The organism is Serratia sarumanii, assembly GCF_029962605.1.
Lineage (GTDB): Bacteria > Pseudomonadota > Gammaproteobacteria > Enterobacterales > Enterobacteriaceae > Serratia > Serratia sarumanii.
Window position 1 is genome coordinate 3,452,319 of sequence record NZ_CP124750.1, and the last position, 17,926, is coordinate 3,470,244.

16 protein-coding genes are annotated in these 17,926 nt (G+C 57.9%); 4 read left to right on the forward strand and 12 right to left on the reverse strand.

Features of this window, described 5'->3' with window-relative positions:
* Window positions 1-32: 32 nt before the first annotated feature.
* The 6 genes from nuoF to lrhA form a co-directional block, all read right to left on the reverse strand.
* Window positions 33-1,379, reverse strand: a complete 1,347-nt coding sequence (gene nuoF, locus SSARUM_RS16390; RefSeq protein ID WP_033648045.1) for an NADH-quinone oxidoreductase subunit NuoF — start codon at window positions 1,377-1,379, stop codon at window positions 33-35.
* Window positions 1,376-1,927: an NADH-quinone oxidoreductase subunit NuoE gene (nuoE, locus tag SSARUM_RS16395; RefSeq protein ID WP_033635327.1), complete on the reverse strand. Its 552-nt coding sequence runs from the start codon at window positions 1,925-1,927 to the stop codon at window positions 1,376-1,378. The genes nuoF and nuoE overlap by 4 nt, the downstream gene beginning before the upstream one ends.
* A gap of 2 nt (window positions 1,928-1,929) precedes the next feature.
* On the reverse strand, window positions 1,930-3,726 hold the full coding sequence (gene nuoC / locus SSARUM_RS16400) for an NADH-quinone oxidoreductase subunit C/D (protein ID WP_004936036.1): 1,797 nt from the start codon (window positions 3,724-3,726) through the stop codon (window positions 1,930-1,932).
* Window positions 3,727-3,821: 95 nt separating this feature from the next.
* Complete coding sequence (locus tag SSARUM_RS16405; protein ID WP_004936039.1) at window positions 3,822-4,496, reverse strand: NuoB/complex I 20 kDa subunit family protein; 675 nt, start codon at window positions 4,494-4,496, stop codon at window positions 3,822-3,824.
* Window positions 4,497-4,511: 15 nt separating this feature from the next.
* Window positions 4,512-4,949: an NADH-quinone oxidoreductase subunit NuoA gene (gene nuoA, locus SSARUM_RS16410; RefSeq protein ID WP_025303663.1), complete on the reverse strand. Its 438-nt coding sequence runs from the start codon at window positions 4,947-4,949 to the stop codon at window positions 4,512-4,514.
* A gap of 707 nt (window positions 4,950-5,656) precedes the next feature.
* Window positions 5,657-6,601, reverse strand: a complete 945-nt coding sequence (gene lrhA / locus SSARUM_RS16415) for a transcriptional regulator LrhA (protein WP_033648047.1) — start codon at window positions 6,599-6,601, stop codon at window positions 5,657-5,659.
* A gap of 855 nt (window positions 6,602-7,456) precedes the next feature.
* Here lrhA and SSARUM_RS16420 point away from each other — a divergent pair.
* Window positions 7,457-8,671, forward strand: a complete 1,215-nt coding sequence (locus SSARUM_RS16420; RefSeq protein ID WP_033635329.1) for a pyridoxal phosphate-dependent aminotransferase — start codon at window positions 7,457-7,459, stop codon at window positions 8,669-8,671.
* Between the two features lie 107 nt (window positions 8,672-8,778).
* Entirely contained in the window at window positions 8,779-9,378 is a 600-nt protein-coding gene (gene yfbR, locus SSARUM_RS16425) for a 5'-deoxynucleotidase (protein ID WP_025303666.1), read from the forward strand.
* A gap of 27 nt (window positions 9,379-9,405) precedes the next feature.
* Here yfbR and SSARUM_RS16430 read toward each other — a convergent pair whose 3' ends face one another.
* The 4 genes from SSARUM_RS16430 to yfbV all read right to left on the reverse strand — a co-directional run bounded on the left by SSARUM_RS16430 (window position 9,406) and on the right by yfbV (window position 13,101).
* Window positions 9,406-11,238, reverse strand: coding sequence for an SLC13 family permease (locus SSARUM_RS16430; protein ID WP_033635330.1), 1,833 nt, complete (start codon window positions 11,236-11,238; stop codon window positions 9,406-9,408).
* Between the two features lie 97 nt (window positions 11,239-11,335).
* Window positions 11,336-11,992 (reverse strand): sugar phosphatase, encoded by a 657-nt coding sequence (locus tag SSARUM_RS16435; protein ID WP_060425863.1) that lies wholly within the window; start codon window positions 11,990-11,992, stop codon window positions 11,336-11,338.
* A gap of 17 nt (window positions 11,993-12,009) precedes the next feature.
* Entirely contained in the window at window positions 12,010-12,504 is a 495-nt protein-coding gene (locus SSARUM_RS16440; RefSeq protein ID WP_016926898.1) for a YfbU family protein, read from the reverse strand.
* Window positions 12,505-12,645: 141 nt separating this feature from the next.
* On the reverse strand, window positions 12,646-13,101 hold the full coding sequence (yfbV, locus tag SSARUM_RS16445; protein WP_004936061.1) for a terminus macrodomain insulation protein YfbV: 456 nt from the start codon (window positions 13,099-13,101) through the stop codon (window positions 12,646-12,648).
* 358 nt (window positions 13,102-13,459) lie between these two features.
* On the opposite strand from yfbV, the gene ackA reads away from it, so the two are divergent.
* Window positions 13,460-14,662 (forward strand): acetate kinase, encoded by a 1,203-nt coding sequence (ackA, locus tag SSARUM_RS16450; RefSeq protein WP_060430363.1) that lies wholly within the window; start codon window positions 13,460-13,462, stop codon window positions 14,660-14,662.
* A gap of 74 nt (window positions 14,663-14,736) precedes the next feature.
* A complete protein-coding gene (gene pta / locus SSARUM_RS16455; RefSeq protein ID WP_033635332.1) occupies window positions 14,737-16,893 on the forward strand; it encodes a phosphate acetyltransferase in 2,157 nt (718 codons plus the stop codon).
* Window positions 16,894-17,004: 111 nt separating this feature from the next.
* On the opposite strand, the gene SSARUM_RS16460 is transcribed toward pta, so the two are convergent.
* Both SSARUM_RS16460 and SSARUM_RS16465 read right to left on the reverse strand, forming a co-directional pair.
* On the reverse strand, window positions 17,005-17,451 hold the full coding sequence (locus SSARUM_RS16460) for a hypothetical protein (RefSeq protein WP_072264891.1): 447 nt from the start codon (window positions 17,449-17,451) through the stop codon (window positions 17,005-17,007).
* Window positions 17,429-17,821, reverse strand: a complete 393-nt coding sequence (locus SSARUM_RS16465) for a polymorphic toxin type 44 domain-containing protein (RefSeq protein ID WP_072008404.1) — start codon at window positions 17,819-17,821, stop codon at window positions 17,429-17,431. Before SSARUM_RS16465 ends, SSARUM_RS16460 begins: the two co-directional genes overlap by 23 nt.
* Window positions 17,822-17,926 lie beyond the last annotated feature (105 nt).

The following is a 17,926-nucleotide window of genomic DNA, read 5'->3' on the forward strand; positions in this document are numbered from 1 at the left end:
CAAAAATTCTGGCCGTGTTCGGGCGAGTCGGCTTACCAGCGCTGCTTCAGCAGATTGTTCGGCTGAATGCCGCCAATCGCATGGGCGTTGCTGAAGTGCTGCACGGCGATGCCCGCCTCGAACTCTTCACGGAAATATTTAATCGCGCTTTGCAGTGGCTCTACGGCACCTGGCGCGTGGGCGCAGAAGGTTTTGCCCGGGCCGAGGGAACGGCACAGCTGTTCGAGGGTTTCGATATCCCCCGGCTGCCCTTCGCCGTTTTCCAACGCACGCAGGATCTTCACGCTCCACGGCAGGCCGTCGCGGCATGGCGTACACCAGCCGCAGGACTCGCGGGCGAAGAACTCTTCCAGGTTACGCACCAGCGGCACCATGCCGATCTCGTGGTCTACCGCCATCGCCAGCGCGGTGCCGAGGCGGCTGCCGGCTTTGCCGATTGCGCCGTATTCCATCGGCAGATCGAGATGATCGGCGGTCAGGAAGTCGGTCCCCGCGCCGCCTGGCTGCCAGGCTTTGAAGCGCAGACCGTCGCGCATGCCGCCGGCGTAGTCTTCCAGGATCTCGCGCGCGGTGGTGCCGAACGGCAGCTCCCAAACGCCCGGATTTTTCACCCGGCCGGAGAAGCCCATCAGCTTGGTGCCTTTGTCCTCACTGCCGGAGATGCCGGTGTACCACTCCACGCCGTTCGCCAAAATGGCCGGTACGTTGCACAGCGTTTCGACGTTGTTGACGCAGGTCGGCTTGCCCCACACGCCGGCGCTGGCCGGGAATGGCGGCTTGGAGCGCGGGTTGGCGCGGCGGCCTTCCAGCGAGTTGATCAGCGCGGTTTCTTCGCCGCAGATGTAACGGCCGGCGCCGGTGTGCACGATCAGCTCGAAATCAAATCCGGTGCCGAGAATGTTCTTGCCCAGATAGCCGGCTTCGGTGGCTTCCGCGATGGCGCGACGCAGATGCGCCGCCGCTTCGATGTACTCACCGCGCAGGAAGATGTACCCACGGTAGGCTTTCAGCGCGAACGCGGAGATCAGCATGCCTTCCACCAGCAGGTGCGGCAGCTGCTCCATCAGCAGGCGGTCTTTATAGGTGCCCGGCTCCATTTCATCGGCGTTACACAGCAGGTAACGGATGTTCATGGATTCGTCCTTCGGCATCAGGCTCCACTTCAAACCGGTGGAGAAGCCCGCGCCGCCGCGGCCCTTCAGCCCGGAGTCTTTCACCAGGCCGACGATCTCGTCCGGGGCCAGGCCTTTGAGGGCCTTTTCCGCGCCGGCATAGCCGTTTTTGCTGCGGTATTCGTCCAGCCACAGCGGCTGCTTGTCATCACGCAGCCGCCAGGTCAGCGGATGCGTTTCGGGAGTGCGTACAATGTGCTTGGTCATTGATACTGCTCCAGTAGCGTCTCGATATCTTCAGGCTTCAGCTGACTGTGAGTGTCGTCATCAATCATCATGGTCGGCCCTTTATCGCAGTTGCCCAGACAGCAGGTCGGCAGCAGCGTGAAGCGGCCATCAAAGGTGGTTTGACCCGGCTTGATGTTCAGCTTCTTCTCGATAGCGGCCTGAATGCCCTGGTAACCGGTGATGTGACAAACAACGCTGTCACAATAACGGATCACGTGACGTCCTACCGGCTGACGGAAAATCTGGCTGTAGAACGTGGCCACGCCTTCTACGTCGCTGGCGGGGATGCCCAGCACTTCCGCGATGGCGTAAATCGCACCGTCCGGAACCCAGCCGCGCTGCTTCTGCACAATTTTCAGTGCTTCGATGGAAGCGGCGCGCGGATCCTCGTAATGATGCTTTTCGTGCTCGATCGCATCACGTTCTTCCGCACTCAGTACAAATGCATCAACGCCGCTCTGAGGAGCGGCTGCGTTGATGGGCTCGAGCGCATCATTGACTGCGTGATTGTCTTTTTGAGAGTGCATAATTAGCGGTCCACATCTGACATAACAAAATCGATACTACCCAGATAGACGATCAGGTCGGAAACCAGGCTGCCACGGATGACCGATGGGATCTGCTGCAGGTGCGCAAAGCTCGGCGTACGTACCCGGGTGCGGTAGCTCATGGTGCTGCCGTCGCTGGTCAGGTAGTAGCTGTTGATCCCTTTGGTGGCTTCAATCATCTGGAATGATTCGTTGGCTGGCATCACCGGGCCCCAGGAAACCTGCAGGAAGTGGGTGATCAGCGTTTCAATGTGCTGCAGCGTGCGCTCTTTCGGCGGCGGCGTGGTCAGCGGGTGATCGGCCTTGAACGGGCCTTCCGGCATGTTGTTCAGGCACTGTTCGAGGATGCGCAGGCTCTGGCGCAGCTCTTCCACCTTCAGCATCACGCGGGTGTAGCAGTCGCTGGTGCCGTCGCCGACCGGCACTTCGAAGTCGAAGTTCTCGTAGCCGGAGTACGGACGCCATTTACGCACGTCGAACTCGACGCCAGTGGCGCGCAGGCCGGCGCCGGTCACGCCCCACTCCAGCGCTTCTTTGGCGTTGTAAGACGCTACGCCGATGGAACGGCCTTTCAGGATGCTGTTCTTCAGCGCCGCTTTCACGTAGGAGTCCAGACGCTTCGGCATCCAGTCGAGGAATTCACGCAGCAGGCGATCCCAGCCGCGCGGCAGATCGTGCGCGACGCCGCCGATGCGGAACCAGGCCGGGTGCATACGGAAACCGGTGATCGCTTCCACCAGATCGTAGATTTTCTGACGATCGGTAAAGGCGAAGAACACCGGGGTCATCGCGCCGACGTCCTGAATGAAGGTGGAGATGTACAGCAGGTGGCTGTTGATGCGGAACAGCTCGGACAGCATCACGCGGATGGTGTCGACGCGCTCCGGCACCTTGATGCCGGCCAGCTTCTCGACCGCCAGCACGTAAGGCATTTCGTTCACGCAGCCGCCGAGGTACTCGATACGGTCGGTGTACGGAATGTAGCTGTGCCAGGATTGGCGCTCGCCCATCTTCTCGGCGCCGCGGTGGTGATAGCCGATATCCGGCACGCAGTCGACGATCTCTTCGCCGTCCAGCTGCAGAATGATGCGGAACGCACCGTGCGCGGACGGGTGGTTCGGGCCGAGGTTGAGGAACATGAAATCTTCGTTCTCGGTGCCGCGCTTCATGCCCCAGTCTTCCGGCTTGAAGGTCAGCGCTTCCATCTCCAGATCTTCTTTCTGCTTGGTCAGCACGAAAGGATCGAATTCGGTGGCGCGCGCCGGGTAGTCCTTGCGCAGCGGGTGCCCTTCCCAGGTCTGCGGCATCATGATGCGCGACAGGTGCGGGTGGCCGTCGAAGGTGATACCGAACATTTCCCAGGTTTCGCGCTCATACCAGTTGGCGTTCGGAAACACCTTGGTCGCCGTCGGCACGTGCAGGTCTTTTTCAGACAGCGCCACCTTCAGCATGATGTCGCGGTTGCGTTCGATGGAAATCAGATGGTAGAAAACGGAGAAATCCGCAGCGGGCAGGCCATCGCGGTGGGTGCGAAGACGTTCGTCCACGCCATGCAGATCGAACAGCATGACATACGGCTTCGGCTGTTTTCTCAGGAACGTCATTACTTCCAGCAACTGGTCAGGTTTAACCCATACCACGGGCATGCCGGTACGGGTGGCCTGAACAGTAAAGGCTTCCGGCCCAAAACGGTTGCGCAGTTCGCCGATCACCGGGTCGTCAAGGTGATCTCGGGTCTGCCAGGCAGGCAAGGCGTCGTGCGTCGTCAAATCTGTCATAATTTTTTTCACCACACTAAAGGGTTATTCGCCGCAAGTTTCACTTTTCGCTGTGTTAACCAATAGCGCACTAAGATGGACGTTAAATGAACGTCTTAAATCTCGTCAGGCGTCCGGAGGTTGGTCACCGCGATGCGCTCGCCGTGTTTACGCTCTCTTTCAGACTGCATATTGGCGCGGTAAACGCCCTGATCGCCGACAACCCACGACAGCGGGCGACGTTCTTTGCCGATGGATTCCTGCAGCAGCATCAGCGCTTGCATGTAGGCTTCCGGACGCGGCGGGCAGCCGGGAATGTACACGTCGACCGGCAGGAACTTGTCCACGCCCTGCACCACGGAATAGATGTCGTACATGCCGCCGGAGTTGGCGCAGGCGCCCATCGAGATCACCCATTTAGGTTCCAGCATCTGCTCGTACAGGCGTTGGATGACCGGGGCCATCTTGGTGAAACAGGTACCGGCCACCACCATCAGGTCAGCCTGACGCGGGGAGGCGCGCAGTACTTCCGCACCGAAACGCGCCACGTCGTGAACGGCGGTAAACGACGTCACCATCTCCACGTAACAGCACGAAAGGCCGAAGTTATACGGCCAAATAGAGTTTTTACGCCCCCAGTTCACCATGTCATGCAGCGCATGTTCGAGTTTACCCATGTAAACCGTGCGGTGGACCTGTTGTTCCAGGGGATCGGCGACGATCTCCTGTTTTTGCAGGGGATAACGGTCGTTCTCACCGTTCGGGTCTATGCGGGTGAGCGTATAGTCCATCTTAATGCCTCGCTGTTACTGCGGATGACTGTTGGTGTTAGTGATCGTGCTCGGTTTGCTGCGGCGTTGGGAACGCGCCGGAGTCCAATCCAACGCGCCGATGCGCACCAGATAAACCAGACCGGCCAATAGCACCAAAATGAAAATGGCGGCTTCGATAAAGCCTACCCAACCGCTCTCGCGAACCGAGACCGACCAGGCATACAGGTATAAGGCTTCAACGTCGAAAATAACGAAGAACATGGCCACCAGGTAGAACTTGGCGGACAAGCGCATGCGCGCCGTGCCGACCGAGTCGATGCCTGATTCAAACGGGGTGTGTTTGGCGCGCGCCCGGGCTCTCCCGCCCAAGAAGAACGCACCCAGCAGCATTAAGCCGCAGAGCCCGATAGCCACGACGAGAAATACGGCGAGCGCCCAGTGATGAGCGATAACTTCAGTGGTTGTTGACATACTCTATGCTTACTCATCAAAAGTGGCGTCGATCGCGCTGCTCTTGTCACCGGCAGTTAGTGCGCCACATCGATTTAAGGGAAGGATAAATAACCACACAAACAAACTGCTTTTACAGCGAGTTAGGCAGCGTTTTTCTGTGGGCTTTTTACTCCTTTCTATAACCTTTTGTCAACTTTGACAAAAGTATCTACACACTAGTTTACATACGTATCATTTGATTAACATTTGATGCGCCAGGGGCTGGCTAAATCGTGTCAGTTAATTTTTGTGTAGAAACAGATAGATATAAACCAACGTGCACATTTCAGTTTTACTATACCATTGTCTCAGGAATTCCCTGTTCTTCCACTCACTACCTAGGGGTATTTTTTTGATCCAGGACACGTTTTCAGCATAAATCCTCAAAAAAAGTGTGGCCCTTTAACAATTTTCCTCAAATTAAGCCGCAAAAACGGCCGCTATAAGCTAACAAAATAACCCTTCTATTACCATGCCTTTAACCCATTCAATCTTATTGCTCAAAAAACACACTCAACGTCTTAAACCCGGCCAAACTCTCTTTTCAGCAACGCTTAAAAGTTAGTAAAACAGCCAACTCATAACAAAATCGTTATTAAACCCCTATAACAGTAAAAACCCCAAAAAAAAGGGTAAAAAAAACCTCCGCCGAAGCGGAGGTTTTCATCAGATATCACGCCACGGCGTTATTCTTCCTCGTCCACCAGGCTGGCGTCATCCTGATCGCCCTGGAGACCGGCCTCTGCGCCGTTGAAGCCATAGCTGTCATTGCCGCCCTGCATGGCGCTGAAGATGGCCATCGCCAGCTCATTGCTGCACTGCGCGTTTTTGCACAGCGCATACTGGGTATCCGGCAGCGGCGGCAAACCTTCCACCGCCCCCAGCACCCGCAGGTCGGGGCTCATCATCTCGATCGGCCGCGCGGTCACGCCCAGGCCGGCCTTACAGGCTGCCCGCACCGCGGACAGCGTGGAGGCAACGTAGGCGATGCGCCACGGGATACCGGCTTCGTCCAGCTGCTTGATCGCCAGCGCACGGAACGGGCTTGGCTCATCCATCACCACCAGCGGGATCGGTTCGCCGGCCTGATAGTGATAATCGGCGGCGCAGTACCACAGCGTCGGCGATGTGCGCAGCACGATGTGCGGGTGCCCGGCCGGATCGGCCGTGGTCACCGCCAGATCGATCTCGCCCTCTTCCAGCAGATCGACCATCGTCGTGCTGCGCTTTACGCGCACGTCAATGGACAGCTTCGGATAGATGGCGGTCACGCGGTTCAGCAGGAAAGGCAGAATGGTATCGGCGGTGTCGTCTGAAGCGCCGATGGTCAGAACACCTTTAATATTGTTGTACATCAGCGAGGTACAGGCTTCGTCGTTAAAGCGCAGGATCTTCCTGGCATAACCGAGAAGCTGAATACCATGCTCAGTCAGGAGTTTGTTGCGCCCATGGCGGGCAAACAGTTCTTTGCCGACCAGTTGCTCTAATCGCTGCATTTGTTGACTGACGGCTGATTGAGTACGGCATACGGCGACGGCCGCCGCTGCGAAGGTATTCAAATCAGCAACCGCAACAAAGGTTCTTAGCAGATCGAGGTCGAGATTAAGTATCGGACGATTTGCAGTTGTCATAGTGTATTCTTCACTTTTTTAAATTCTAATTTACGAACTACTACCCTGGTGTGTTTCTCAGACGCCGTTGAAAAGGACGGAGCCTGTTATGACAGTACCCCACTCATAAGTGGAGGGCAAAAAAATTACTTATGATTCGTTACCTCTATCGCTTTTTAAAATGCGATCTATCGATGGTGCTTATAGAACGCGGGGGGTTGAATATCGGTGGAAAGGGAAAACCCCCACCGAACCTGAGATTTTACTCATTCATACTGCCTAATTTCCACTCCATTCGTGCTACTGAGAACCCTTATCAACCGGCGTTAAGACTGCATTACAGAGCAAAAAAGATAAATAATTAACGCTACCGACTTCATGTTACTACTCAATGAATTTAATAAATTCAATCAGTAAGATTTTTACTTTAAATAATAATCCTATAACCACATAAACAATGCTTAAGATAAAATATAAAGTAAAGCTAATGTAAATATGCCATTTTCTTAGTGTGGTGCGCTAACCGACAACCCGCTATCAGACAACTCCGGTATTATCGTTCCTTTACAGTTTATTGAAGCCCATTCTCACTTTCGGCTTATCAGTTCACTGCTGCCGGCCGCGATCGCCGGCACGTCGCGTTTATCGATGCGGGATTTTACAGAACAAAACACTAGTAAAATTATAGTTCATGAAATTATGAACCACAAAATAACTTTACCTTTGCTTATCATAACTAAAATCTCCCGTTACGACATGCATTTGCACCAAAGGCGTGCAAAACCCTTCAAAAGCAACTACGCCAGGAGTACATTGGGCGGGTTGCGGCGTCCCACGGTAGGAGCGCCCCTATCCCAGCAAAAGGCTCAACTTTTTATGTCCCCCATTGAGAAATCCAGCAAACTGGACAACGTCTGCTATGACATTCGCGGCCCGGTGCTTAAAGAAGCTAAACGTCTTGAAGAAGAAGGCAACAAAGTCCTGAAACTGAACATCGGCAACCCTGCCCCGTTCGGTTTCGACGCCCCTGACGAAATCCTGGTCGACGTGATCCGCAATCTGCCCACGGCGCAAGGCTATTCCGACTCCAAGGGCCTCTTCTCGGCGCGTAAAGCGATCATGCAGCACTATCAGGCGCGCAACATGCGTGACGTGACCGTTGAGGATATCTACATTGGCAACGGCGTCTCGGAACTGATCGTCCAATCCATGCAGGCGCTGCTCAACAGCGGCGACGAAATGCTGGTGCCGGCGCCGGACTACCCGCTGTGGACCGCCGCGGTATCGCTGTCCGGCGGCAAGGCCGTGCACTACCTATGCGATGAGCAGGCCGGCTGGTTCCCGGATCTGGACGATATCATCAGCAAGATCACCCCGCGCACCCGCGGCATCGTGATCATCAACCCGAACAACCCGACCGGTGCGGTTTACAGCAAAGCGCTGCTGGAACAGATCGTCGAGATCGCCCGTCAACACAACCTGATCATCTTCGCCGACGAGATCTACGACAAGATCCTGTATGACGACGCCGAGCACCATTCGATCGCCGCGCTGGCGCCGGATTTGCTGACCGTCACCTTCAACGGCCTGTCGAAAACCTACCGCGTGGCGGGCTTCCGCCAGGGCTGGATGGTGCTGAACGGGCCGAAGAAGCACGCCAAAGGCTATATCGAAGGGCTGGAGATGCTGGCTTCGATGCGCCTGTGCGCCAACGTGCCGATGCAGCACGCCATTCAGACCGCGCTGGGCGGTTATCAGAGCATCAGCGAATTCATTCAGCCCGGCGGCCGCCTGTACGAACAGCGCAACCGCACCTGGGAGCTGCTCAACGACATCCCGGGCGTCTCTTGCGTGAAGCCGCAGGGCGCGCTGTACATGTTCCCGCGCATCGACGCCAAGCGCTTCAACATCCACGACGACCAGAAGCTGGTGCTGGATCTGCTGCTGCAGGAAAAAGTGCTGCTGGTGCAGGGCACCGCGTTCAACTGGCCTTATCCGGATCACGTGCGCATCGTCACCCTGCCGCGCGTAGACGAGCTGGAAATGGCGGTCGGCAAGCTGGGCCGCTTCCTCGAAGGCTACCACCAGTAATCGCCTGGGGCGCAGCGCCTTGTTGCGCCCTTCTCTCACTGCCCGGTTGCAAAATTCGCCGTCACTGCTTCACAATGGGGCCCTCACTTGCCGTTAAAGAGAGCACCATGAGCCAGAGCCATTTCTTCGCCCATCTGTCCCGCCTGAAACTGATCAACCGCTGGCCGCTGATGCGCAACGTGCGTACCGAGAACGTTTCCGAACACAGTCTGCAGGTGGCTTTTGTCGCCCACGCGTTGGCGGTGATCAAAAACCGCAAATTCAACGGCAACCTCAACGCCGACCGCGTTGCGCTGCTGGCGATGTACCACGACGCCAGCGAAGTGATCACCGGCGACATGCCGACGCCGATCAAGTACTACAATCCGCAGATCGCCCACGAATACAAGAAGATCGAAAAGATCGCCCAGCAAAAGCTGCTGGACATGATCCCCGCGGAGCTGCGCAACGATTTTCGCACCATTCTCGATGAGCACTACTACAGCGAAGATGAAAAGCAGGTGGTGAAGCAGGCGGACGCGCTCTGCGCCTACCTGAAATGCCTGGAGGAACTCTCTGCCGGCAACAACGAATTCACCCTGGCCAAGGCGCGGCTGGATAAAACTCTGGAACAGCGCCGCAGCCCGGAAATGGACTACTTCATGGACGTGTTCATTCCCAGCTTCAGCCTGTCATTGGACGAAATCAGCCTCGACAGCTCGCTGTAACCCCGCCGGCGCAGCCTCGCTACGCCGTTAAAAGCCGTAGAGCCACGGCACCACAATCACGCTGACCGCCATCACCAGCAGGGTGAACGGCACGCCGAGACGCACGAAATCGCCGAACTTGTAATTGCCCGGCCCCAGCACCAGCGTATTGACCGGTGAAGAAACCGGCGTCATAAAGGCGGCGGACGCGGCGATGGCGATAATCATCGCGAACGGGTATGGCGAAACGCCCATTTCGCGCGCGGCGGCGATGGCGATCGGCGCCATCAGCACCGCCGTCGCGGTGTTGGAAATAAACAAGCCGATGGTGGCGCACAAGACGAACAAGCACAGCAGCATCACGCGCGGCCCCGCGCCGCCGGCGACGTCCATCAGCCCGCTGACGATCAGATCCACCCCGCCGGTCTTTTGCAGCGCCTGCGCGAACGGCATCATGCCGACGATCAAAATGATGCTCGGCCAATGGATCGATTTATAGGCGCTCTCCATATCGATACAGCGGAACTTGCCCATCAGCAGACAGGCGATCAGCGCCGCGATCGGGTTGGGGATTTCGTCGGTCAGCATCATCGCCACCATCAGCGCCAGGCAAAACAGCGCGTGTGGCGCCTGAGTGATCGCCGGCGCCACTTCGTCCACTTCGGCCGGCAGATTGAGCACGATAAAGTCGTGGGTTTTGGCCTGCAGCTGACGGATCGCCTTCCAGTCGCCGATCACCAGCAAGATGTCGCCCAGCTCCAGCGGCTCGTCCACCAGCTTGCCGCCCAGCGTCTCGCCGTGGCGGCGGATGCCCACCACGTTGAGATCGTAGCGGCTGCGGAACGCCGCTTCGCGCAGGCTTTTGCCCAGCAGCGCCGAGTCCGGGATCAGCGACACCTCCGCCATGCCGACGTTGCGCGACTGTTCAGAGAAGTAATCGCCGCGCAGCACCATCGGCTCCAGCCGCTGCTCGCCGCAGAATTCGCGCAGATCGACCTGGCTGTCCGACATGTCGATTAAAAGAACGTCTCCCTCGCGCAGCTCGGTGCTGCCGGAAGCGCTGACCATCACCCGCCGGAAGCGTTTCCAGCGCTCAATGCCCACCACGTTGGCGCCATAGCGCGCGCGCAGGTGCAGCTCATCCAGCGAACGCCCGATCAGCGGCGAAGCGCTGCGGACAGCCAGCCGCCGCGCGCGGCCGGTCAGCTTGTAGTCGCGGATCAAATCGCGGAAGGTTCGGCGCTGCCAGTCATCGCCGGCTTTGCCCGTGTCACCGCTGCCCAGCCAACGCCGGGCGATCAGCATGTAACCGACGCCCAGCGCCAGCACCGCCAGACCGATGGGCGTCACGCTGAAGAAGCCGAAACCATGGATGCCTTCACGCACCAGTTCGCTGTTGACCACCATGTTGGGCGGCGTGGCCACCAGCGTCATCATGCCGCTGATGAGCCCGGCGAAGCTGAGCGGCATCATCAGCCGCCCCGGCGCAATCTTCATTCTCGCCGTCACGCTGAGCACCACCGGGATAAAGATCGCCACCACGCCGGTCGAGCTCATGAACGCGCCCAGCCCGGCGACCGTCACCATCAGCAGCATCAACATTTTGGTTTCGCTGCTGCCGGCCACTTTCACCAGCCAGTCGCCGACCTGATAGGCCACGCCGGTGCGCACCAGCCCTTCGCCGATCACGAACAGCGCGGCGATCAAAATCACGTTGGGATCGCTGAAACCGACCGTCGCCTCCTGCAGGCTGAGCGTGCCGCTCAGCACGAAGGCGATGATCACCAACAGCGCCACCACGTCCATACGCAGCTTGTTGGTGGTAAACAGCACGATGGCAATCAGCAGTAAACTCAGCACCCACAGTAATTCGCTGTTCAAAACGGCCTCATCCGGCAAATATCCAAAGGCCTAAAAAATAGCATAAAAAAACCCCGCCGAAGCGGGGTCTAATCAATTAGGGTGAAGATAATGCCGCTCAGGCCAGCCGGCGAACGATCGCGCCCTGCGCCGTTTTATCGACGGCGATCTGCGCCAGCGAATCCAGCCGCAGGTCGACCTGCTCCAGCTTCGGCGTATCCGCCGGCGCGTTGACCGCGATCACCTGGCAGCCCGCGGCCAGGCCGGAGAGAATACCGGCCGGCGCGTCTTCAACCACCACGCACTCGTGCGGCGCCAGCCCCAGGCGCTCGGCGCCCAACAGATAGGCGTCGGGCTGCGGCTTGCCGTGTTTAACCTGCTCGGCGGTGATGAACACCTCCGGCTGCGGCAAACCGCCGGCCTGGCGGCGAGCGCCGGCCACCGGCACCGAACCGGAGGTGACGATCGCCCAAGGGATGCCGAGCGCGTTCAGGCGCTCCAGCAGCGCGATGGCGCCCGGCAGCGCGCGAACGCCGTCGGTATCCTGCGCTTCGGCCTGCTCCAGCAACTCGAACTCGCGCTGAATTTCCGCTTCGCTTTCGCCCGGCATAAAGTGGCGCAGAGAAGTAATGGCCTGTTTACCGTGAATGAAGTCCAGCACCGCTTGCGGGTTGACGCCGCGGCGTTCGGCCCAGTGCGTCCAGGCGCGCTCTACCGCCGGCAGCGAATCCACCAGGGTGCCATCAAGATCGAACAGAAAACCCTTACACTCCACAGAAAACCTCTTCTTAATCAAGCATTGATGATTTGCGCTATCTCAACGGCGCTCAAGTGATACTGGCGCGGACAGGCCAGCCAGATCGCCAGCATGCGCTGGTATTTTTCCCACATTTTGGTCTGGGCGTTGAAACCGTGGCTGCCGGAATCGAAGTGAGTATAGCGCCCCTCGGTGCTGACCAGGAAACGCACGTAGCTCAGATAGCGCGCCTCGGTGGCGGCGTCGAAGCCGAGAAACGCCAGGCGGCGCTCGTCCAGATCCTGCTTCTCTTTCAGGTTGCCCCAGGAAACCTGCAGCGCATGGTGCATCTCCATCACGTTGATGATGGTGCGGCACACCTCTTCGCTCAGTTCGCCGAAGTCGCGATCCAGTTCGCGCATTTGCAAACCGAAGCCGCGTTCGACGATGGTTTGCAACCGGCGATAACGGTCGCCGTTGTCCGGATCGAGCAGGGTCATCATCTTGTACTGGTTCGACAGGATCAGCCGCTGGGCGTTGGTCATTTCCATCAGGATTTCCTCATTTCTGTGTGATGGCGGGAGCATCGCACAGCGCAAGAACGCAGGAAATCACAACTCGACCGTTCTTTGATTTAAACCGGGGTTATTGGCGCTTTGACGAGAAAGGCCGCACAACGCGGCCTTTTTCATTTACAGATCGTCGAGGAAAGTTTTGTCCAGCTGCTTGAAAGCGCGCTTGAGCAGATCGGCCAACGTCTGATAGGTCGGCGTGCCTTCGAGCGGCGCCACCGCCTGCCCGGCTTCCGTCAGCTTGTTGCGCACCTCATGGAACCATTGCAGCAGCGTCGGCGGCAGCGGCGTGACCGAACGGCGCCCCAGCCACCACAGCCCCTGCATCGGCAGGCTGCAGGCGAACAGCGCGGTGGCGATCGCCGGGCCGAGCTGGCCGCCGAGCGCGATCTGCCAGGTCAGCGTGAAAATCGCCAACGGCGGCATGAAACGGATAGCGAAACGGGTGGCACGCGCAACGCGGTTCTCCGGAAAGACCGGTGCCAGACGTTTGTCCGACGGCCAGGTTTTCATATAATGCTGCCCGCGCTGGAAGACCTGAAACCAGCTTACGGAACCGGACGGTTTGCTCGTCATTGCGTACCTCAACGTCACGTAAAGAAACTAAAAGCGTGCTGCCAGAGACCATACTAAAAAATTTGAAGCTTTAAATTTATTTTGTGTTTACACCGGGCTATCGGTATCCTAAGCCGGCCTTGTGGCCGGTAGAAGATGACGCAAACTTTGTCAACTTTTAGCCCTATAAAAATCAAGATTATTTAAACCGCAGAGAAATCATCGGTTTTTCCATCATCCTGTGATTTGTGCACGTCACATGATGTTAATCATAAATGTCATCGGCACTATGCGCTACGCTTGTTGTCTGATTGACGATTAATTCACCACGTGTTTTCGATTTTCTTTTAACAACACGACTATTTAAGTAGGTACTTCCATGTCGAGTAAGCTAGTACTGGTTCTTAACTGCGGCAGTTCTTCTCTGAAATTCGCCATCATCGATGCCGTTAACGGCGACGAATTCCTCTCCGGTTTGGCCGAGTGTTTCCACCTGCCTGAAGCTCGCATCAAGTGGAAAATGGACGGCGCCAAACACGAAGCTGCCCTGGGGGCCGGCGCTGCACACAGCGAAGCGCTGAACTTCATCGTTAATACTATTCTGGCACAAAAACCAGAGCTTTCTGCGCAGCTGACCGCTATCGGCCACCGCATCGTGCACGGCGGCGAGAAGTTTACCGCTTCCGCCGTGATCAACGACGAAGTTCTGCAGGGTATCAAAGATTCCGTGCCGTTTGCACCACTGCACAACCCGGCTCACCTGATCGGCATCGCGGAAGCGCTGAAATCCTTCCCTCACCTGGCCGACAAGAACGTTGCCGTGTTCGACACCGCGTTCCACCAGACCATGCCGGAAGAATCTTACCTGTACGCCCTGCCGTACAGCCTGTACCGCGACCACGGCGTTCGCCGCTACGGCGCACACGGCACCAGCCACTTCTACGTGACTCAGGAAGCCGCGAAGATGCTGAACAAGCCGGTAGAAGAAGTGAACGTGATCACTTGCCACCTGGGCAACGGCGGTTCCGTTACCGCAGTGCGCAACGGCCAGTGCGTTGACACCTCCATGGGCCTGACCCCGCTGGAAGGCCTGGTGATGGGCACCCGCAGCGGTGACATCGATCCGGCTATCATCTTCCACCTGCACGATTCTCTGGGCATGAGCGTTGACCTGATCAACAAGATGCTGACCAAAGAATCCGGCCTGCTGGGCCTGACCGAAGTCACCAGCGACTGCCGTTACGTTGAAGACAACTACGACAGCAAAGCCGACGCCAAACGCGCCATGGACGTGTTCTGCCACCGTCTGGCCAAATACGTCGGCGCATACAGCGCGCTGATGGAAGGCCGTCTGGACGCGGTGATCTTCACCGGCGGCATCGGCGAGAACGCCGGCATGGTGCGTGAGCTGACCCTGAACAAACTGGGCCTGCTGGGCTTCGAAATCGACCACGACCGCAACATGGCCGCTCGCTTCGGCAAATCCGGCGCCATCACCAAAGACGGCAGCCGCCTGGCGCTGGTGATCCCGACCAACGAAGAGTTGGTCATCGCGCAGGACGCATCCCGCCTGACCGCGTAATGCTCTCAAAACACCGTCAGCCCAGGCTGACGGTGTTGTTTTAGCCTCATGTTAATCGTGAAGAGGACTATTCTGTGTCACGTACTATTATGTTGATCCCCACCGGCACCAGCGTCGGCCTGACCAGCGTCAGCCTGGGTGTCATCCGCTCCATGGAGCAAAAAGGCGTTCGTCTGAGCGTGTTCAAACCTATCGCTCAACCGCGCACCGGCGACAACGCGCTCGACCAGACCACCACCATCATCCGCAGCAACTCCACCATCCCGGCGGCCGAACCGCTGCGCATGGACTACGTTGAGGGCCTGCTGAGCTCCAACCAGCAAGACGTGCTGATGGAAGAGATCGTGGCGCGTTACCACGAGAACACCAAAGACGCGGAAGTGGTGCTGATCGAAGGCCTGGTGCCGACCCGCAAGCATCAGTTCGCCAACGCGCTGAACTACGAGATCGCCAAAACCCTGAACGCCGAGATCGTCTTCGTGCTGGCGCTGGGCAACGACTCCCCGGCGCAGCTGAAAGAGCGCATCGAACTGGCGCGCACCAGCTTCGGCGGCAGCAAGAACAAAAACATCACCGGCGTGATCATCAACAAGCTGAACGCGCCGGTCGACGATCAGGGCCGTACCCGTCCTGACCTGTCCGAAATCTTCGACGACTCCACCAAAGCCAGCATCGCCCACGTCGATCCTGCGCAGCTGTTCGCCAACAGCCCGCTGCCGGTTCTGGGCTGCGTGCCGTGGAGCTTTGATCTGATCGCCACCCGCGCCATCGACATGGCTCGCCACCTGAAGGCCCGCGTGGTCAACGAAGGTGACATCATGACCCGCCGCGTGAAGTCCGTGACCTTCTGTGCGCGCAGCATCCCGCACATGCTGGAACACTTCCGCCCAGGCTCTCTGCTGGTGACCTCCGCAGACCGTCCTGACGTGCTGGTCTCCGCCTGCCTGGCGGCGATGAACGGCGTGGAAATCGGCGCCATCCTGCTGACCGGCGGCTACGCCATCGACGAGCCGATCAAGAAGCTGTGCGAACGCGCCTTCCAGACCGGCCTGCCGGTGTTCATGGTCGATACCAACACCTGGCAGACCTCGCTGAGCCTGCAGAGCTTCAACCTCGAAGTGCCGGCGGACGACCACCAGCGCATCGAGAAAGTGCAGAACTACGTGGCCAGCCACATCAACACCGAATGGATCGACTCGCTGACCGCCACCTCCGAGCGTTCACGCCGTCTGTCTCCACCGGCGTTCCGTTACGAGCTGACCGAGCTGGCGCGTAAAGCCGGCAAGCGCATCGTGCTGCCGGAAGGCGACGAGCCGCGCACCGTGAAAGCGGCGGCCATCTGCGCCGAACGCGGCATCGCGGAATGCGTGCTGCTCGGCAACCCGGAAGAGATCCAGCGCGTCGCGGCAGCGCAAGGCGTTGAGCTGGGCAAAGGCATCGAAATCGTCGATCCGGTCGCCGTGCGTGAAAACTACGTGCCGCGTCTGGTTGAGCTGCGCAAGAGCAAGGGCATGACCGAAGTGGTCGCGCGCGAGCAGCTGGAAGACAACGTGGTGCTCGGCACCCTGATGCTGGAACAAGGCGAAGTCGACGGTCTGGTCTCCGGCGCGGTTCACACCACCGCCAACACCATCCGTCCGCCGTTGCAGCTGATCAAAACCGCGCCGGGCAGCTCGCTGGTGTCCTCCGTGTTCTTCATGCTGCTGCCTGACCAGGTACTGGTCTACGGCGACTGCGCGATCAACCCGGATCCGACCGCCGAGCAGCTGTCTGAAATCGCCATCCAGTCTGCGGATTCCGCCGCGGCCTTCGGCATCGAGCCGCGCGTAGCGATGATCTCCTACTCCACCGGCAACTCCGGCGCGGGCAGCGACGTCGAGAAAGTGCGCGAAGCGACCCGTCTGGCACAGGAAAAACGCCCGGACCTGATCATCGACGGCCCGCTGCAGTACGACGCCGCCATCATGGCCGACGTGGCCAAGTCCAAGGCGCCGAACTCACCGGTAGCCGGCCAGGCGACCGTGTTCATCTTCCCGGATCTGAACACCGGCAACACCACCTACAAAGCGGTACAGCGTTCCGCTGACCTGGTCTCCATCGGGCCGATGCTGCAAGGCATGCGCAAGCCGGTGAACGACCTGTCGCGCGGCGCACTGGTTGACGATATCGTCTACACCGTTGCGCTGACGGCGATCCAGTCTTCCCAGGCTGACGCTGCCGCCAAGGCGTAATAAACCGTTAAAAAAAGCCAGTCAGGTAATCCTGACTGGCTTTTTTATGCCTGATATTCTTGGTGATTATGCTGTTTTAGACAATATCTGCCAAATCCGCTGCACCCACCATCATCGCCAGGCGCTGACGCCCCGTGCAGAAAAATCAATGGTGGGCATGATGGGTGTTTGGCTGTTCGTGGCATAGAAAAATGCCGAATTCGTAAAAGAATACACCTTCCCGGAAAAATTGATGGTGACGCGGTTACCCTCGCCGCGGATAGTTGCATCAGCCCGATCCGCCGTCAAGATTGGCGCGCTTTGCCCCAGCACTTTGATAGGATCCCCATCCAGGCTTCGGTTCAAATAGTAACGATACACATCCGTGTCGGTGGCCCCCGCATTCTGGTACTCGGTGATGTAGAGCCAAATATCGTCGGTCAACTGCTTTTTGCTATAGAGCTTATCGTCATAAATATCGCGGGTGGCATACCAGTACCCCGCCAATCCGACGACAATAACCAACAAAATTGCCGTCAGCAGCCGATGAGCCCATCTAGTAACCATGCCGATTTGCATAATCAATTCCTTGCTTGATCCAATATTGATCCTGAGGGTCATCACCATACGGCGGGCGTTGATACCAATGACTCCATTCTGACCGAGATGTTCCTGCCCGTGACTGAGCAAATCCGGCGCCCATCAACAAAATTTCTGCGGGAATTCCAGCCGCAGTACCGGTTGCCCCATAATTGAAATTACCAAAGTTAGCCAATGCGCGATTTTGCTGTTTGTAATCCCAAGGGCCCCGATTTTTTACCTGCTGGTAGAACCAATAATAAGTACCTGGCAGCGCCATGTTGCGAGGTTGCCCCTGCCTGCGCGCCTCGCGCAAATTTCTGGCAAGAACAGTAAAACCGCCTGGCGGCAGTAATGGAACCACGGCCATAATCTCCTCCTTGAGAGCCGAATGCAATTCAATCATAGGGTTAATGGAAAAATTACCCCCTCCCTTATTCACTCCATGTATGAATAAGAGAGGGTGATGTATATT